This is a genomic window from Betaproteobacteria bacterium (genome assembly GCA_016194905.1).
Classification (GTDB): domain Bacteria; phylum Pseudomonadota; class Gammaproteobacteria; order Burkholderiales; family JACQAP01; genus JACQAP01.
The window spans coordinates 81,320-98,254 of record JACQAP010000031.1; the positions used below are offsets into that span (position 1 = coordinate 81,320).

18 protein-coding genes are annotated in these 16,935 nt (G+C 62.5%); 7 read left to right on the top strand and 11 right to left on the bottom strand.

Going from position 1 to position 16,935, the window contains the following annotated elements; genetic code table 11:
- The first annotated feature begins 67 nt into the window (after positions 1-67).
- On the top strand, positions 68-316 hold the full coding sequence (locus HY067_21205) for a hypothetical protein (GenBank protein ID MBI3530472.1): 249 nt from the start codon (positions 68-70) through the stop codon (positions 314-316).
- A gap of 135 nt (positions 317-451) precedes the next feature.
- On the opposite strand, the gene HY067_21210 is transcribed toward HY067_21205, so the two are convergent.
- From HY067_21210 to HY067_21245, 8 genes are all read right to left on the bottom strand, one after another.
- Positions 452-1,177, bottom strand: coding sequence for an enoyl-CoA hydratase/isomerase family protein (locus HY067_21210; GenBank protein ID MBI3530473.1), 726 nt, complete (start codon positions 1,175-1,177; stop codon positions 452-454).
- A 28-nt stretch (positions 1,178-1,205) separates the two neighbouring features.
- On the bottom strand, positions 1,206-2,075 hold the full coding sequence (locus HY067_21215) for an isocitrate lyase/PEP mutase family protein (protein ID MBI3530474.1): 870 nt from the start codon (positions 2,073-2,075) through the stop codon (positions 1,206-1,208).
- A 271-nt stretch (positions 2,076-2,346) separates the two neighbouring features.
- Positions 2,347-2,670, bottom strand: coding sequence for an NIPSNAP family protein (locus tag HY067_21220; protein MBI3530475.1), 324 nt, complete (start codon positions 2,668-2,670; stop codon positions 2,347-2,349).
- Positions 2,671-2,763: 93 nt separating this feature from the next.
- Positions 2,764-3,996: an RNA polymerase sigma factor gene (locus HY067_21225; protein MBI3530476.1), complete on the bottom strand. Its 1,233-nt coding sequence runs from the start codon at positions 3,994-3,996 to the stop codon at positions 2,764-2,766.
- Between the two features lie 6 nt (positions 3,997-4,002).
- A complete protein-coding gene (locus HY067_21230; GenBank protein ID MBI3530477.1) occupies positions 4,003-4,356 on the bottom strand; it encodes a YciI family protein in 354 nt (117 codons plus the stop codon).
- A gap of 114 nt (positions 4,357-4,470) precedes the next feature.
- Entirely contained in the window at positions 4,471-5,478 is a 1,008-nt protein-coding gene (locus HY067_21235; GenBank protein ID MBI3530478.1) for a transketolase family protein, read from the bottom strand.
- Entirely contained in the window at positions 5,475-6,323 is an 849-nt protein-coding gene (locus HY067_21240) for a transketolase (protein MBI3530479.1), read from the bottom strand. The genes HY067_21235 and HY067_21240 overlap by 4 nt, the downstream gene beginning before the upstream one ends.
- A gap of 148 nt (positions 6,324-6,471) precedes the next feature.
- The gene (locus HY067_21245; protein ID MBI3530480.1) at positions 6,472-7,737 is read right to left on the bottom strand and encodes a protein kinase; all 1,266 of its coding nucleotides are present in this window, start codon (positions 7,735-7,737) and stop codon (positions 6,472-6,474) included.
- A 183-nt stretch (positions 7,738-7,920) separates the two neighbouring features.
- Between HY067_21245 and HY067_21250 the strand changes: the two genes are divergently transcribed.
- Entirely contained in the window at positions 7,921-9,510 is a 1,590-nt protein-coding gene (locus HY067_21250; protein ID MBI3530481.1) for a radical SAM protein, read from the top strand.
- Between the two features lie 120 nt (positions 9,511-9,630).
- A complete protein-coding gene (locus HY067_21255; protein ID MBI3530482.1) occupies positions 9,631-10,740 on the top strand; it encodes a GNAT family N-acetyltransferase in 1,110 nt (369 codons plus the stop codon).
- A gap of 123 nt (positions 10,741-10,863) precedes the next feature.
- Here the strand turns inward: HY067_21255 and HY067_21260 are convergent, their stop codons facing one another.
- Positions 10,864-11,139 carry a hypothetical protein gene (locus tag HY067_21260; GenBank protein ID MBI3530483.1) on the bottom strand — a complete coding sequence of 92 codons (276 nt, stop codon included), beginning with the start codon at positions 11,137-11,139 and terminating at the stop codon, positions 10,864-10,866.
- A 230-nt stretch (positions 11,140-11,369) separates the two neighbouring features.
- Between HY067_21260 and HY067_21265 the strand changes: the two genes are divergently transcribed.
- A complete protein-coding gene (locus HY067_21265) occupies positions 11,370-11,594 on the top strand; it encodes a dodecin domain-containing protein (GenBank protein MBI3530484.1) in 225 nt (74 codons plus the stop codon).
- Between the two features lie 200 nt (positions 11,595-11,794).
- Here the strand turns inward: HY067_21265 and HY067_21270 are convergent, their stop codons facing one another.
- A complete protein-coding gene (locus tag HY067_21270) occupies positions 11,795-13,165 on the bottom strand; it encodes a diguanylate cyclase (protein MBI3530485.1) in 1,371 nt (456 codons plus the stop codon).
- A 123-nt stretch (positions 13,166-13,288) separates the two neighbouring features.
- On the opposite strand from HY067_21270, the gene HY067_21275 reads away from it, so the two are divergent.
- Positions 13,289-14,539: a hypothetical protein gene (locus HY067_21275; GenBank protein MBI3530486.1), complete on the top strand. Its 1,251-nt coding sequence runs from the start codon at positions 13,289-13,291 to the stop codon at positions 14,537-14,539.
- Positions 14,540-14,622: 83 nt separating this feature from the next.
- On the opposite strand, the gene HY067_21280 is transcribed toward HY067_21275, so the two are convergent.
- Positions 14,623-15,018 carry a cytochrome c gene (locus HY067_21280; GenBank protein ID MBI3530487.1) on the bottom strand — a complete coding sequence of 132 codons (396 nt, stop codon included), beginning with the start codon at positions 15,016-15,018 and terminating at the stop codon, positions 14,623-14,625.
- 262 nt (positions 15,019-15,280) lie between these two features.
- Here HY067_21280 and HY067_21285 point away from each other — a divergent pair, with 262 nt between their 5' ends.
- Entirely contained in the window at positions 15,281-16,024 is a 744-nt protein-coding gene (locus HY067_21285; protein MBI3530488.1) for a trypsin-like peptidase domain-containing protein, read from the top strand.
- Positions 16,025-16,081: 57 nt separating this feature from the next.
- Positions 16,082-16,915 carry an aldo/keto reductase gene (locus tag HY067_21290; GenBank protein ID MBI3530489.1) on the top strand — a complete coding sequence of 278 codons (834 nt, stop codon included), beginning with the start codon at positions 16,082-16,084 and terminating at the stop codon, positions 16,913-16,915.
- The last annotated feature ends 20 nt before the right edge of the window (positions 16,916-16,935 follow it).

Here is a 16,935-nt window from a genome sequence, read left to right on the forward strand (position 1 = left end):
GTGGCACCGCGCCCGCCATTCTACCGCCGGCTATGCGCCGCCTTTAGAAGGATGCGAGAATATCGCCATGAATACACCGGAACCCGTTTCTCCCCGCCGTCGTCTGCAGGAACTCCTCGCGATACCGGAGCGCCAGCGCACCGACGCCCAGTGGGATGAGATCAATGAACTCGAAATCAAGCTCGCATCCGCCAACCGGGAGGACGCTCCGGAGCAAGGCATCCGGCGGGAAACCCCTGCCAACAATCAGCCCAGGCGCAACAGGCCGGGCGGAGGACAGCCGGGGAAAAAGCCGTCCCGAAAATTCCACAAGTAAGCCGGGGTCCGGCCTTCCGGATCGGCCAATAAAAAACGGGCGCCATCGGCGCCCGTTTTCTTCGCTTGAGATTCTGCTGTGGGCAGCGCGGGGTCCGGGCCGCGCGCGCGACGCGGCCGCGATTCGGCATTTTTTTCAGCGATCGGCCTTGGTCTGGACCTCGAGCGCGGTGGCGAGCGCGATACGCGCTTGTTCGAGCGCATCGGCGGGGGCGGCGCCGCGCATGCCGTAGTACAGGTCGCGGCCCAGCTTCAGGATCTCCGGGTCGTAGCCCGACGCTTTTTCGGCCACCACGACCGCCTTGTCGAGAACGGTGCCGCGCGCGCCGACTTCATTGACGAGGTGCAGCGCGCGCGCTTCCTCTGCATTCATCAGCCGCGCATTGTAAATGATGTCGAACAGCAGCTTCTTCGGCAGCGCTTCCCTGACGATGGCCAGCGCGATGAAAGGGAAGAGGCCCTTCGCCGCTTCCGGCAAGCCGAGCGTGGCATCCTCGGCCATCACAGCCAGATCGCAGCCGACGACCACGCTGAACCCGCCCGCATGCGCGTCGCCGTTCACCGCGGCAACGAGCGGTTTGCCGAGCCGGAACATGGCTTCATCCATGCCGATCAGCGCCTTGGCGTAAGCGGTGCGGCCGGCGCTGGTCGGCCCGGCGCCCTGATAGTCGCCGCCGAGGCAGAAGATGTCGCCGTGGCCCGTCATGACGCAGGCGCCGATGCCGGGATCGCGGCGCGCCGTATCCAGCGCGGCCGTGACTTCCTCCGCCATCTGCGTATTGATCCGGTTGCCGCTGCCGGGCCGCTTCAAGGTCAGCACCGCGACTCGTCCGCGGCGGATAACGTCCACCAGTTTCGGCATGGGCCTGTTCACCCTCCCGGATACGCCGTCAGGATCCGAACCGCTTCTCGCGCGCGACGACTTCAGGCAGCCCGACGAAACGGTTGAATTCGTCGAAGGGTGTCAGGCGGTCGGCAATCGCGTTGGTGGAACCTTCGCGCATGAAGATTTCCATCATCTCCTTGACGGCCTTATGCATGGCGAATAGGGGTTCGATCGGGCACAGCGCGTAATCGAAGCCGAGTTCGTGGACCTCCTTCAAAGAAAGGTAGGGGCTTTTGCCGGAACGAGCCATGTTGAACAACAACGGCTTGCCGAGCGGCTTGAGCCGGCGGCTGATTTCGCGGAGCTGCTCGACGCTCTCCGGCGCGTCGACGTAGAGCCCATCCGCGCCCACCTCGGCATACGACTTCAGCCGCTGGATGGCGTCGTCCAGGCCGGTGACCGCAACCGCGTCGGTCCGCGCCACAATGAAAAAATCGGGATCGCGACGCGCCTCCAGCATGGCCTGCAACTTCTGTCGCATTTCCTCGGCAGAGACCAATTGCTTGCCGGCGAAGTGCCCGCACTTTTTGGGCATGGCCTGATCCTCCAGATGCAGCACGGAGGCGCCCGCCTCTTCCCACAGGGCTATCGTGCGCTGTGCATCGAGCACGCCGCCGTAGCCGGTATCGGCATCGGCAAAAACCGGTACCGAGGTGACGCGACAGATGCGGCGGATGTGCTCGAACATCTCGGTCTGCGTCAGCACGCCGAAATCGGGCTGACCGGCGATGATCGCGGAGGCGGCGAATCCGCTCACGTAAATTGCCGGCGCTCCGGCCTGTTCCGCCAGTTTCGCGGTGACGGCGTCGTGAGCGCCCAGGCAGACGAACGGCGGCTTCTTTAACAACTCCCGGAATCGGGCGGATCGGCTCAAGTCGTTCTCCTGCGTTGGAGGGCGTGGATGCATGCGAGGACGTTTCTGCGCCGGGGGCGGCGACGATGCGTCTCTTTCCTTTTTTTACTTTTCCCCTTTTACGGTCGAATACCCGTGCGAATACCCTGGCGAAGCCCGGAGTACCCTTTTAGCTAGGAGTACCCTTCTAGACCGGTTATTGCGCAGCCGGTTATGGTTGAAGACCGGTATCCACTGGAATCCCTGGAACCCCGCGGGCGGCTTTTACCTTTTACCTGCGCGAACGTCGCACCTAGCGCTTGATCGGAAAAAACGACACCGGCGTCATCAGGCGATTCTCCTGATGCTCCAGCGCGCCGAGCTTGGCGCTTTCTTCCATGAACGCGATCCAGTCCGGGTCGGCCATCATTGCGGCACGGCGCTTCGCGCGATCCGCAGCATCTTCATAAGCCCAGATGTGGATGTACTGGTTGACATTGCCGGTCTCGGTGACGAGGTAGGCGAAAGGCTGACCGAGGTGTTTGGTCTGCGGCCCCTTGCCGAGTTTCTCGTACAGTGCCAGGTGCTTCTTGATGGTTCCCGGGCGGCAGGTGTAGGTGCGTACGTCGAGCAGCATGATTTCTCCTCAGGTGGAAATTGTTATGAGCAGGGCGGAGTGTAGCGGGATTTCTCCGGGCTGAGGGCCGGGCGGCCATGATCGCCTCCGCGTTCAGCCGGCCACTTCGCGCAGCCGGCGCTCGAGATACAACCGCTCGGCAGGATTTCGCGCGAGTTCGATGGCCCGGCGATAGTGCGTCGCAGCCGCGCCGCCTTGGCCCGCACGTCGCAGCAGATCCGCGCGCGCCGCGGGCAGCAGGTGGTAGTCGCCGAGTTCGCCGTGCGCTTCCACGCGATCGATCCACTCCAGCCCTTTTTCCGGCCCCTCCACCATCGCGACTGCCGCAGCGGCATTCAGCTCGACGATCGCGGTGGGCATCATCGCGTACAGCGCACCGTAAAGCGCCGCGATCTGCACCCAGTCCGTGGACGACGCATCCCCGGCCTTCGCGTGCAGCGCCGCGATCGCGGCCTGCACCTGATACGGCCCGCGACGGCGCATCGCGATCGCGCGGTCGAGCGCGGCTAGCCCTTCGGTTATTTTCGCCCGCTCCCAGCGCGATCGATCCTGCTCCTCGAGCGGAACCAGCGCATTATCGGCGCCGACGCGGGTATCGCGCCGTGCGTCGTGCAGCAGCATCAGCGCAAGCAGGCCGAACGCCTCGGGCTGGTCCGGCAGGAGTTGCGCGAGCAAACGCGCGAGACGGATCGCCTCGCCGCTCAGGTCCGGGCGCACGAGCGACGCGCCTTCGGTCGCCGAATAGCCTTCGTTGAAGACGAGATAGATGGCCCCGAGCACGGCGGCAAGCCGCTCGGGAAGCTCCTCGTGCGAGGGCACGACATAGGGAATGCGCGCTGCGGAGATTTTTTTCTTGGCACGCACAAGGCGTTGTGCCGTCGTTGCCTCGGGCTCGAGGAATGCACGCGCGATCGCGCGCGTGGAAAGTCCGCACAGTGTGCGCAGTGCAAGTGCCATTTGTGCCGGCTCGGCGATCGCCGGATGGCAGCAGGTGAAGATCAGTCGCAGGCGGTCATCTGGCAACCCGCTCGTGTCGACCGGTTCCGGCTCTTCGACGGCAAGCTGATCGAGAATGAGGTCACCATCGTCTACGTTTCGCCGCGAGCGCCGCAGCCGGTCTATTGCACACCGCTTTGCAACGGTCGTGAGCCAGGCCGCGGGATGTTCCGGAATGCCCGCCGAGGGCCAGGCATCGAGCGCGCGCTCGTAAGCATCCTGCAGGCAATCTTCGGCAAGGTCGAAGTTGCCGCCCAGGCGCCCGATGAGGCCCGCGAGAATACGCGGGCCTTCGCGGCGTGCGAGCTCGTCGACGATACGGCCGAGCACGCGAAGCTACTTGGGCGAAGGAGCGAGCGGCCTCACTTCGCATGATCCCGTTTTCGCGCCGGGACATTTGCCCGCCCACTTGACCGCCACGTCGAGATCCGGGACGTCGATGAGGTAGTAGCCGCCTAGCTGCTCCTTGGTTTCGGCAAAGGGGCCGTCGGTGTTGAGCACTTTGCCGCCGCGAAGGCGCACGGTCGTCGCGGTGGCCACGGGTTTCAGTGCTGAGCCGGCGCGCATCACGCCGGCCTTGATGAGCTCCTGCGTGTAAACGCCGTATTCCGCGTACATGGCCTTGAGCTGAGCCTCGCTGAGGTCGGGCCAGGCACTTTCGTCGCCGTAGATAAGGATCATGAACTCCATTGCCGTTCTCCTTGGATGATGGCCCCGGATCGGAGCACCCCTACGACGAACGGCCGTCCCCGGAATCGACAGTTCGCGCCAGTTTCTTTGCGATTGCCTTGCCTTAAACCCGGTTTATCCGCCCTCGGCGGCCGGGGAACTGCACATGGCCTGACCGAGCAACGCGCGACAGGCGTCCACGATCGCCTCCGCGCTCATGCCGTACTTCGCACGCAATGGGCCCGTCGGCCCGACCATCGCAAAGACGTCGGGCATGCCGACCATGCGCATGCGCGTCGGATGTTCGACGGCGAGCAGTTCGGCGACCGCACCGCCCAGTCCGCCGGCGAGGTGATGCTCTTCGGCCGTGACGATGCCGCGGGTCTCGGCCGCCGCGGCGAGAATCGCATCGCGATCCAGAGGTTTGATCGTGTGCATGTTCAGCACGCGAACGCCAATGCCTTCCTTTTTCAGCAGATCCGATGCCCGCACCGCCATATCGACCAGTGCGCCGCAGGCGATCACGGCAACGTCCTTGCCGGAGCGCAGTTGCACTGCACGGCCAAGGCGAAACGCAGCCTCGGGGTCGCCGACCGGCGGCTCTTCCGCGCGGCCGCCGAGCCGGAGATAGACGGGGCCATCGATATCGAGCGTCGCCAGCGCGGCCTTGTAGGCTTCGTTCACGTCGGCGGGGACGATGACGGTCATGTTAGGCAGGCTGCGCATCAGCGCGATATCCTCCAGCGCGTGATGCGTGCCGCCGGCAACGCCCAGCGAGATGCCGCTCGCCGCCGCGCCGATCACCACACGCTGGTTGGCGTAGGCCACATCGTTTCGCACCTGCTCCATGCTGCGCGCGGTGATGAACGGCGCGTAGGCGCACACGTAAGGATGCAGGCCCGTGGTCGCGAGGCCGGATGCAGCACCGATTGCGTTCTGTTCGGCGATGCCCAGTTCGATGAAGCGGTCGCGAAAGCGTTCGATATAAGGACGGATGCCGAGCAGATCCTGGGTGTCGGCGGACAACACCACCGCGCGCGGCTCGCGCGCGCCGATCTCGATCAAGGCCTGGCCGAACGCGAGACGCGTCTGATTGGCCGATCTGGTGCGCCACTCGGCGGGAACAGGTTCGGGAGCGTTCATGGTGCCGCCTCTTTAGTCGGTTCGCCTAATTCCAGAAGAGCCTTTGCGTAGATCTCGTCGTTGACCGAATTGCTGTGCCAGAGGTAAGTGTTCTCGGCGAAGCTCACGCCCTTGCCCTTGACGGTATGCGCAATAAGGGCTGTCGGGCGATCCGGGTTCAGGGGTAGCGCGTCGAGCGTATCGACCACCTCCCCCATGTCGTGACCGTCGATCTCGCGCACTTCCCAGCCGAAAGCGCGCCATTTGTCGGCGAGAGGATCGACGCCGATGACTTCGTTGACCCGACCGCTCTGGCAGATCTTGTTGCAGTCAATGATGGCGGTGAGGGTCGAAAGCTTGTAATGCGCGGCCGCCATCGCTGCTTCCCAGTTCGAGCCTTCGTGCAATTCGCCATCGCCGATCATGACGAAGGTGTGGAATGCCTTCTTCTGGATGCGCGCGCCCAGCGCCATGCCCACCGCCACCGGCAGCCCGTGTCCGAGCGCGCCGGTGCACATCTCCACGCCGGCGACCTTGATGTCGGGGTGCATACCGAAGGGAGATTCGAAAGCATAGAACTTGTCGAGGACTGCGTCGTCGATGAAGCCCGCCTGCACCAGCACGGCGCCAAGCGCGGCGTTGGCGTGTCCCTTGGAGAGTACGAACCGGTCGCGCTCCGGCCAGTCGGGTTCGCTTGATCGTATGTTGAGGCGATGGAAATAGAGCGCCGCGAGGATGTCGGCCGCCGAGGAAGATCCGCCTATGTGTCCGCCACCGCCGGCGCGAACCGCACGCCAGATGTTACGCCGCACTTGGCGGGCTTGTTTTTCTAACCGATTGATAAGGGCTCCCCTTGTATCGCTCATGATTTTCGCGTGCGGCTTTGCGCCGGACGCCCTCCTGCAGTCATCGTTATCGGTGGATGGTAGCGGAACATGCTGGGGGGACGCAAAGAGACAGTCAACCAGGAAACTGCGGACCACGGACGACGTAAATAGGGTGTTGCTGACACCCTTATCCCATTCTTGAAATGCGAACATTCGACAGCGTCAGCCGATCGGCTAGCGTTCGCAGCAGCGCCTTCACGAAGCGTCGCTGGCAGCGATCGCCGAGCGCCTCCAGCTTATCGAGCGGGAATTCAACGAGCACCGAGTCGACGGTGGTTTCGACCGTCGCCTGGCGAGGGACCGCATGGCCGTGGATGAAGGGCTGTTCGCCGAACCATTCCCCCGTCGCGAGCACATTGAGTAGCCGGCCTTGCAGCGTGACCTTCGCTTCGCCGCTCGCGAGCAGGAACAGGCTGTCCCCGGGTTCGCCTTCGCGCACCACCGCCGCATAGGACGGCAGTCTCGACCAGGTTCCTGCCCCGACGAACTCCCAGATCTCCGCATCGTCCAGTTCCGCCAGCATCGGCCGGCTTTTGAGCGCGGTGAATTTTTCGCTGTCGGGAATGGTTTTGTCGTACTTGCTCAACCGGCCCGCCTTGGCGAGGTCGAGCGCGAATTCCGCCCAATTCTCGTAGCGGTCGCCCGGTCTCTTTTGCAGCGCGCGCATGACGATATCACCGAGCGCGCCCGGCAAGTCGGGGCAAACGCGCGAAAGGGGCTCGGGGTCGGCGGTTACGAGCCTGTGCAGGACCTGGCCATTGCTTTCGCCGGTGAACGGACGTTGTCCGGCCAGCATCTCGTAGAGCACGACACCGAGCGAAAACATGTCGCTGTGGTGGGACAGGTCCGCGCCGGTGGCCTGCTCGGGAGAAGCATAGTAAGGCGACCCGGCATCCATGATCTGGGTATGGCTCGCATTGCGGATGAAGGCAACACCGAAGTCCGAGATTTTCACCTGCATTTCTGCCGTGCGCAGGATGTTTGCGGGCTTGATGTCGCGGTGGATGACATTGTTGCGAAACGCGTAATCGAGTGCACCGGAACACTTGAAGCCGATCTCGACCACTTCCGGCACCGACAGAAGGCCGCGCGGGCCGGTGAACTGCGACAGGCTGCCGCCCGGGACGAATTCCGTGACGACGTAGCTCATGGTGTCGTCCGAGCAGGCATCCATGATCAGAGCGATATGCGGGTGCCACAAGCGCCCGGCCAGCGCCGCTTCGGTCAGGAATTGCGAGCGTGCGAAGTTCGAGGCGCCCGCCGACTTTCCCGCTTCATAGAATTTCAGCGCGACATTCCGCCCGGAAAATTCGTCGAGCGCCAGATAAACGGTGCCGCTGGCGCCGGCGCCGAGTTTTTTCTTGAGAACATATTTGCCGATTCGCGTTTGCATGCCGCCTGCTTCCGCGGAAGATAAGCCATTGTAGCGCCGCTCCGAGGCGGGCGTGGGCAGGGCAGGTACGCCGGCATGGGCCATCGGATTGTTCGACCCGTGAAGGCGGAACCCCTGTCACACCCACGCAACGATGCAACTGTAGGGTGCGCGCGGATTACTCGCAGTGAAAGGTCCCGCCTGATGCGCCTGCTCCTGATCAACCCGAAGTTCCCGGAAAGCTTCTGGAGCTTTACCTGGGCGATCGATGAAGTTCTTCCCCGCAAGCGCACGACCTGCCCGCCGCTCGGGCTGGCCACGCTCGCGGCGCTATGCCCGCCCGACTGGGATGTACGTATCGTCGACGAGAACGTGGAGGCGGTGCCGCCCGATCCCGACGCCGACATCGTCGGCGTGTGCGGCATGGGCGTGCAATTCCAGCGCCAACGCGAGTTGCTCGCGCATTACCGCAGCCGCGGCTATTACACCGTCGCCGGCGGCAGCTTTACCTCCCTTTGCAACGAAAAGTACGCGACCCTGGCCGATACCGTCGTGGCGGGCGAGGCCGAGTACATCTGGAAAGAGTTCTGCGTGGACTTCCTGTGCGGCGAGCCGAAACCGCTCTATCACGAGACCGGAACCGTCGCGCTTACCGATTCGCCTACGCCGCGCTTCGACCTGCTGCGGCTCGATCGCTACTCGAACGCGACGCTCCAGTATTCGCGCGGCTGCCCGTTCCGCTGCGAGTTCTGCGACATCATCGTGATGTTCGGGCGCAAGCCGCGCGTGAAGAGCCACGAGCAGATCGGACGCGAGCTGGACGCATTGCGCGCCGCCGGCATGCGCAGCGTGTTCTTTGTCGACGACAACCTGATTGGCAACGTTCCCCAGGCGAAGTCGCTGCTGCGCTTCCTCGCCGGCTACCAGAAAGAGCATGACTACGACTTCAGCTTCGGTACGGAGGCTTCGCTCAACCTGGCGCAGAACCGCGAACTGCTCGAGCTGTTCCGCGAAGCGAACTTCGGCTGGGTGTTCATCGGCATCGAATCGACCGACCCGGAAAGCCTGAAGGAAACGCTGAAGACGCAGAACCTGGCCGAAGACATCCTCACCTCGATCCGGCGCGTCTACGCCCACGACATCGACGTGCTCGCCGGTTTCATCATCGGCTTCGACAACGACACGCTGAAAACCTTCGAGCGCCAATACCAGTTCATCACCGATGCCGGCATCCAGTCGGCCATGATCGGCATGCTGACCGCGATGCCGCGCACGCCGCTCTACGAGCGGCTGCGGAAAGAGGGCCGCATCGACGACAGTGAAGACTCCGCCGAAAACACGCGCGGGAGGACCAATGTCGTGCCGAAGAACATGACGCTGGACGCGATGACCGAGGGCTACCGCGCGCTCTACGTCCGCCTGCTCACCGACGCCGGGATCGCGCACCGGATCCGCAACAAGGTTCGTTATCTGCGCACGCCAAGCTACCGCAGCGGCTATTGCGCCGCGGATCGGCTGCGCATCGTCGCGCGGCTTGTCTTCAAGGGTATCCTGCCCGGCGGCCTATCGCGCACGCTGCACTTCCTGCGCACGCTGCCGGTTTTCGCGCCCGCGCGCATTCCGCTGGTGATTTCAGACTGGATCATCGGCCTGTCGATGCGGGACTATGCCGAACGTAACCTGTCGACGGCGCCTCGTATGCCGCACACACTCGCGGCGCCGGAATTCGCGATCGGCGCAACCAACCTGCCCCCCGTACCGCTGGATGTCCGCGCCAACGCTCGCGTGCCCTGAAACAAATCCGCAATGCAGTATTCATAGCCCCGTAAAAGGCCGCGTCTAGTCTTGCGCCGTAGCGGTGGCGCGGGCGCGCACTCCCGCCCGCGCATCGCATAACTGCATGAGGGTGCATTGATGCTGCACAGACGCTCCTGGCCGTCGTACGTTCCGGATGACCCATTTTCCCTGCACCCGCTTGCCCGCCTGTCGCAACTTTTCGAAGACCGCCTCAAGACTGTGTTCACCGGACTCGGGCCGGTGCGCTTTTTCGCCGACCCTGCGCCGGGAGCCGACCCGGCGGAAATCCGCCCGGGGATTCCGGCGTCCCTGCTCAAGGCCGAGGTGGAGGCATTGCCCGCGGACCAGCATCTTGTCACGAGCGGACAGTTCTCGGTGCACTGCGCACGCGCCGAGCAGTTTCCCTGGTGCCTCCAGGAAATCGGACGGTTGCGCGAGCAGACGTTCCGCGCAGTGGGCGAAGGTACGGGCAAGGCCTCGGACGTCGATCTGTTCGATGCCTGCTATCTGCATCTGTTCGTATGGGACACGAAGGCGGAGGCAATCGTAGGCGCCTACCGCATGGGGCTCGCCGACGAAATCGTCGCCCGCTACGGCAAACGCGGCTTGTACACGCAGTCGCTGTTCAAGTACGGCGACCGCGTCCTGCAGGCGATGAACCCGGCGATCGAACTGGGGCGATCGTTCGTGCGCGTGGAATACCAGCGCAGCTTCGCCCCCCTCATGCTCCTGTGGCGCGGCATCGGGCAGTTCATCGTGCAGCATCCCCAATACGCAATGCTGTTCGGAGCGGTCAGCATCAGCAATGACTACGAGCCGGCATCGCGCCGGCTGATCGTCGATTACCTGAGTGCGAATAACATCGAAGAGAACCTCGCGCGCCATGTGAAGCCACGGCGGCCCTTCCGCAGCCGCAGAGCGGCGGCCTGCGATAGTGCCGAGTTCGCAGCGCTCACCGACATCGAGGACGTATCGCGCATGGTCAGGCAGATCGAGCGCGACAGCAAGGGCGTGCCGATTCTGCTCAAGCAATACCTCAAGCTCGGCGGCCGGTTGCTCGCGTTCAGCGCCGACAAGCAGTTCAACGATGCTCTGGATGGGTTGATCATGGTCGATCTGCGCGCCTCCGATCCGCGCGGCCTCGCCCGCTACATGGGCGAGGAAGGTGCAGCCGCCTTCCTTTCCCACAACGGTATCGGATCGGGCACCCTGCGCCAGGCTTCCTAGAAGGCGCCCGGATCGGGCCCGCCGTCGCGACCCGATTGTCCGGCTGTCGCAAAACAGAACGGGCACCGAAAGGTGCCCGTTGGTCATTTTGCGTGGGAGGACCCGCATCCCCCGTGCGGTCAATTACTTGCCGTGCCCTCGCTCGACCAGCGACGCCGCCTCGCTGCCCGTGAGCATGAAAGAAGTCGCACCCAGGGCGAAGGGGCGGGACAGAATCTGGCCAATCTGCCTGCGAAGCAGGTCTTTTGCCGGCGATTTGATCATCACCGAATACATCGGCGGCTTGCCGTGGAGAGGAATGACATCCACCCGAAACGGTACGTTGGTGGTGTCGCCGGCCACGTTTGCGATGCTCGTCAGGCAGCTCAGAAGTTCGGATTGAGTCGGATATTCGTTCATGGGTCGAGGTTCGAGTAAATGTAACAGCAGCCAGACGCTCGACGCGGATGCAGACGATCGTGAGAGGGCTACTACGGTTGCTTGGACATGATACGCCGAGTTTAGTGCGGCGCAGTCAGCGTAGTAGTTGGCCGGATTCCGGGATGGAAAACCGGGCCGGTTCGGGTGTAGGATGATTCGGGGCTGTTGTCCATGTCCACCAAGCGCCTTTTCCGACGGAGGAGAGTTTCATGGCCAAGAAAAACGCGGCAGAACCCATTTACAAGATTGTCGAAGTGATCGGCACAAGCACAAAATCCTGGGAAGACGCTGCGATGAACGCGGTGGGGGCTGCGGCAAAGTCCCTGCGCGACCTGCGCATCGCGGAGGTCGTAAAGATGGACATGAAAGTCGACAAGGGCAAAGTGGTCGCGTATCGCACGCGGGTGCTGCTGTCGTTCAAGTATGAGAATTGAATGATTCCGTATCGCCGGGCGGCAGGACTTCGACGAGCCGGTCGGCGAGCGTGCGGGTGGAATGGCGATCCTGCAATTGCCGTGAACCCTGATGGTACATCGGAATGCCGGCCATGCGTCTCTCCGATAGGATGAGGACGATGGAGACAGCTTAACCGGTGCCCTGCTCCGGCTGCCATACGCATGTTGGCGTAGAGTGCTTACTGAACGCCCCCGGTACGGGGAACCCGAACCTCGGGCATGAAGAAGCGATAGCCGTTGCGTCCGGCCTTCTTCACCTGATACATGGCTGTATCGGCATTGGCCACCAGCGTCTGGACATCCATGCCGTCGCGGGGACAGATACTGATGCCGATACTGCACGAAATTTCCAGATCCTTGCCCTCGATGCGAAATGGCCGCGACAGCTCGCCGAGAATCTTGTCGCCGGTCACAGCCGCATCTTCGGCCCTGGAGATCTCGTGCAAGACGATCAGGAACTCGTCGCCCCCGGTACGTCCGACGGTGTCTTCCTTCCTGATGCTCCTCATGAGCCGCCGGGCCACCGCCCTCAGCAACTCGTCCCCGATCTGGTGTCCGTAGGAATCGTTGACGGGTTTGAACCTGTCGAGATCCACGAAGAGCAGCCCGAAAGCCCGGCCGGTGCGCCCGACGTGGGCCAGCGCCTGTTGTATGCGATCTTCCAGCAGCAGGCGGTTGGGTAATCCGGTCAGGTTGTCGTAAAGGGCAATGTTGCGTAGTTGCTCGTTCGCGATCTGCAGCGACACCGCGAGCCTTGCGTTCTTCGCCGCAAAATGCGCGTCCAGCGAAGAGATGACCAGGGTGACGCTCATGATGCTGACCGTGATGACGCCGATGCCGAGCGCGAGTGCGGAACTGCCGATGCCCTCGCCCGAACCCGCACCGAGGCAGATGCTGTCGGGCGCGAACTGCGCCGCTGCCATGCCGGTGTAGTGCATGCCCGCGATAGCCAGTCCCATCACGACCGCGCTGCCGAGCTTGGCCAGGATGGCCAGCGCGGAATATTTCTTTCGCAGCCGGTATGCCATCCACAATGCCACCAGGGAAGCCCCGATCGCGATCAGCACGGAAGCGACGAAGAGCAGCGGATCGTAGCGAATGGGCGGAGACATCCGCATGGCGATCATGCCGGTGTAGTGCATGGCACAGATGCCGATGCCCATCAGCGTCGCGCCCGTCGTCAGATTCGGCGTACTCAGCACCGGCCGGCGCAGGATGAACAGCGCGCCCCCCGAGACGACGATTCCGAAGATCATCGAAATCAGGGTGACGGGCAGGTCGTAGACGATCTGGATGGGAAGGTGGAATGCCAGCATGGCGATGAAGTGCATCGACCATATGCCGGTTCCCATGGAAAGCGCGCCGCCGACAAGCCAGACCCAGGATTTTCTCTGGCTGGAGGTGCTGACCCGGCCGGCGAGGTCGAGAGCGGTGTACGAGGCGAGGATGGCCACCGCCACGGACAACACCACAAGCTTCAGATCGTAGAAGCCCTCCATCATTCCGACCCCCGGGAAACGCCGGCTGGCATGCAGAAACTGCCAGCGCAATGACGCGTTCCTGCTAACTCGCCTTCAGGTCACCCGAACTTGACCGATGTTCGATATTGACATGAAATGGCATGCGATGATGCGCTACGCAGTAAAACACCAGAGCTTGTCAGGAACGGAGCCATGAAACGCGGTAGCTGGATTAACGCCTTTGCAGCCAACGAAAACAGCGCCCAGGGTCTGGCGCCGCAGGCGCGCGAGGAGATCTCCAAGCTCGACGACGCACTCTATACGCTCTGGAACCTTGGCGACAATGTCGTGATCGCCTGGACGTTCAAGGGCCAGGAGTTGCGCTTTCTTTCGGTCCGCCACTACGCCATTCCCGAAGCCATTCACGCCGACACGCCACACCGGGAAGGCATGACGGATACCGTGAAGTTCATCAACGGCGTGCTGTCCGGGCCGAAGTTCCTGGTCCCGGAGATGTTCGACCGGGTGTGCAGCGTCTTCGACGCCAGGCCGGAAATCATCAACGTGAATTTCCGCATCGAGTACGACCTGGACATCGAGCTGATCAACAGCCTGGTCCGCCGTTACAGCGTGTCCCTGGTACGCGGCCGGGCCGTGGTGCTGCTCGATGCCGTGGAGTTCACGCTGCGATCGCCACTGGACCAGATGGCCATGCTCAACAGCCTGGCTTACTCGGTGAATTCCGCCTACGGACAGCTCCTGCAAAAAGATATCAAGATCAATTTCGCCCGAACCACCACCGGCGACGGTTTTTACATATGGAACCGGGCGACGACGCCCGAAGCGAACATCGAGTTGTACAAGCTGATGATGATGGTGCTGGCCGACAATGCCGTTGCGCAACGCAAGGCCCGTAGCTCCTGGGTGCCGAAACTGCGTGCCGCATTCCACATCGGCGAACACTACGAGTTCCATCAGGTCGAGGGCCTGAACCCGACCACCTTCAGTTACATCGTCGGCCAGGTCACCATCGACCTGTCGCGCATGATCGAGCGTGCATTACCCGGCCAGATTCTGCTCGGTGACTTCCGGATCGAGATAATCGAAGAAAAGACCTGGCGGAAAATTCGTTACGACACCCTGGACTTCGTCGAGAACACGGCCGCGACCCTCGATCAGTTGCATGGCATGAACATTTCGGGCGGAAGTATCGATAACATCCGCTGCTACCTCACGGGAACGAGCCTCGGCGCCGGCCGCTACCTGGTCAATCGCTATCACATCGTCGACAAACACGGCACGACCCGCACCGTCTACAACGCCAAGATCAACATCCATCGCGAAAATGCCGAACCGATTTTCCTCGGCATCCAGAGCGAAGATCTGCAGGCCTTCTCGACCGCCAGGGTGGAATCGCTGAGCCGCGATGGAGAGCAGACTGGATCGTTCTTCGTAAGGCCGTGACTGAAAATCGGTGATTGGCGACAGGCGATTGGTGATTGGTTAAACCGGAAGCTTCAAGCCAGTCACCAATCATTAGTCACCAGTCACCGCTTCGCGAGCGAGCGAATGAAATTGAGCAGGTCCCAGATTTCGTTTTCGCTCAGCGTAGCTTTGAAAGCGGGCATCATCTTCACGCCGTTGATGATCCGGTAGGCGACCACGCCATCCGGAAATACCGGCGGCGGCGCAAGCCTGCTCAGATCGTCGGGTCGTTGCGGCAGAGCCGCGGCCGCTACGCCATCGCCCCGTCCTTCGGCGCCGTGACACACGGCGCAATCCTTCACGAAAAGCTGCCGCCCCCTGGCAATCGACTCCGCCGACCGTGGGATCGGGTTGCGCAGGAAGGCAGATCTCAGCAGATCGGCGTAGTAAACGCCCGATCCGATGCACACGACGGCCGCCACGGCGAGCAGCCATTGGATTTTCAGTCGGTTCTGCATGTCGGCGGTCTGGAATACAGGCGGATGAAAATTATCACACGGCTGCGGCAGCGACAACGGGAATCCGGAACCATTGTTCACGGTCCGCGGAGCCCCCGGGGGAACTTTGCCCGGCGAGCGGGCATCGCAGAAGATGCGCATCGACGCAATCAACGGTACCGATCAAGCGACATGACCGGCGCTTTTGAGAGATTATATCGGACCCCGCCGATCATCCTGACCGGACTCGGCGGCGCACTTGGCGCCATTTTGGGAGGATAACTTGATCGAGTCGCTGTTGCTGGCCGTAACGCGCGTCACAACCGTACTGAACAAGAAAGAGAAAACCAATGCCACCGGTTTCTTTTTCGAACGCGATGCTCGGTTGTACCTGGTGACCGCCCGGCATGTGCTGAAGGACGAGGCCGGCGATCATCATCCGGACAGTCTTCTGATCGAGCTGCATGTGGACCCCGACAACGCCGTCCAGGTCAAGCGGTTCATGATTCCGCTGTTCAGGGACGGAAAATCGGTGTGGCGCGAGGGCATCGATTCGGCAGGCGAAGTCGATGTCGCGGTCGTGGAGCTGGACCGTCCGGCGCTTCCCGCGACACTTTCACTGAAGGCGTTTACCCCCGATCACCTGGTCAGACAGCTCGACGAGATCGAGGTGGGGACGTCGGTCCTCATTGTCGGCTTTCCGCTTGGATTCCAGGACACGCTGCATCACCTGCCCGTGGCACGACAGGCGATCATCGCGACCTCGTTCGGCCTGCGCTTCCAGGGCGAGGGATATTTCCTGACGGATGCGCGAATGCATCGAGGCGCGAGCGGGGCGCCGGTCGTCGCCCGGGCGGCGTCGCGGCATTCCGGCCGTGGAGACCTGTCGTGGCTGCTGCTCGGGGTTCACACGTCGCGGATGGACGTGAACAACCGCGATGTCACGGAAGACGAACGGCTGAACCTGAATTGCGCCTGGTACGCCGACATCATCATGAAGTTGACGGAGGCCCCTCCGGGCGGCTGATTCCCAGCCAGAGCAATGCTTCCGACTTGTTCGGGAAGAGGAGTGCAAGAAAAAAAGATGAAGATCCTTACGCTGCCGTCCGGGGAAAAACTCCCGGCGCTCGGCCAGGGCACCTGGTACATGGGCGAAAAACGCGAGACCCGCGCGGAAGAGATTTCCACGCTGCAGCTCGGTCTCGATCTCGGCTTCAAACTGATCGATACGGCCGAGATGTACGGCGAAGGCAAAGCCGAAGAACTGGTCGGCGAGGCGATAGCCGGCCGGCGCGACCAGGCTTTCCTCGTCAGCAAGGTCTACCCGCACAACGCCTCGCGCAAAGGCACCATCGCCGCATGCGAACGCAGTCTCACACGCATGCGCACCAACCGTATCGATCTCTATCTGCTCCACTGGCGCGGAAACATCCCTTTCAGCGAAACCATCGAAGGCTTCATGGCCCTGCAAAAAGCCGGCAAGATCCGTTATTACGGCGTCAGCAACATGGATCTCGACGACATGCAGGAATTATTCTCGTTACCCGGCGGCGAAGCCGTAGCCACGAACCAGCTGCTCTACAACCTAACACGGCGCGGCATCGAGTGGGATTTGCTGCCGTGGCTTCGCGAGAAACGCATCCCGGTCATGGCGTATTCGCCGATAGAACAGTCGCGACTGCTGAGCAATCCGAAGCTCACCGATTTCAGCAAACGCCACGGCATGACCCCGGTGCAGGCAGCCCTCGCCTGGTTGATGGCGAAAGGCGACATTATCGCGATTCCGAAAACCGGCCGCCGCGAGCGCGTGAAGGAAAACCTCGGCGCGCTGGATCACGATCTGTCCGTTGAACAACTTGCCGAACTCGATCGGTTGTTTCCGCCGCCGAAAGCGCCAGTACCGTTAGAGATGCTCTAACGGAACTTTGCGAGCCGTCG

Coding starts and splice junctions, on each gene's coding strand:
- HY067_21205 (MBI3530472.1), top strand. CDS start 68: ATGAATACACCGGAACCCGTTTCTCCCCGCCGTCGTCTGCAGGAACTC.
- HY067_21210 (MBI3530473.1), bottom strand. CDS start 1,177: ATGCCGAAACTGGTGGACGTTATCCGCCGCGGACGAGTCGCGGTGCTG.
- HY067_21220 (MBI3530475.1), bottom strand. CDS start 2,670: ATGCTGCTCGACGTACGCACCTACACCTGCCGCCCGGGAACCATCAAG.
- HY067_21230 (MBI3530477.1), bottom strand. CDS start 4,356: ATGGAGTTCATGATCCTTATCTACGGCGACGAAAGTGCCTGGCCCGAC.
- HY067_21235 (MBI3530478.1), bottom strand. CDS start 5,478: ATGAACGCTCCCGAACCTGTTCCCGCCGAGTGGCGCACCAGATCGGCC.
- HY067_21240 (MBI3530479.1), bottom strand. CDS start 6,323: ATGAGCGATACAAGGGGAGCCCTTATCAATCGGTTAGAAAAACAAGCC.
- HY067_21245 (MBI3530480.1), bottom strand. CDS start 7,737: ATGCAAACGCGAATCGGCAAATATGTTCTCAAGAAAAAACTCGGCGCC.
- HY067_21250 (MBI3530481.1), top strand. CDS start 7,921: ATGCGCCTGCTCCTGATCAACCCGAAGTTCCCGGAAAGCTTCTGGAGC.
- HY067_21255 (MBI3530482.1), top strand. CDS start 9,631: ATGCTGCACAGACGCTCCTGGCCGTCGTACGTTCCGGATGACCCATTT.
- HY067_21260 (MBI3530483.1), bottom strand. CDS start 11,139: ATGAACGAATATCCGACTCAATCCGAACTTCTGAGCTGCCTGACGAGC.
- HY067_21265 (MBI3530484.1), top strand. CDS start 11,370: ATGGCCAAGAAAAACGCGGCAGAACCCATTTACAAGATTGTCGAAGTG.
- HY067_21275 (MBI3530486.1), top strand. CDS start 13,289: ATGAAACGCGGTAGCTGGATTAACGCCTTTGCAGCCAACGAAAACAGC.
- HY067_21280 (MBI3530487.1), bottom strand. CDS start 15,018: ATGCAGAACCGACTGAAAATCCAATGGCTGCTCGCCGTGGCGGCCGTC.
- HY067_21290 (MBI3530489.1), top strand. CDS start 16,082: ATGAAGATCCTTACGCTGCCGTCCGGGGAAAAACTCCCGGCGCTCGGC.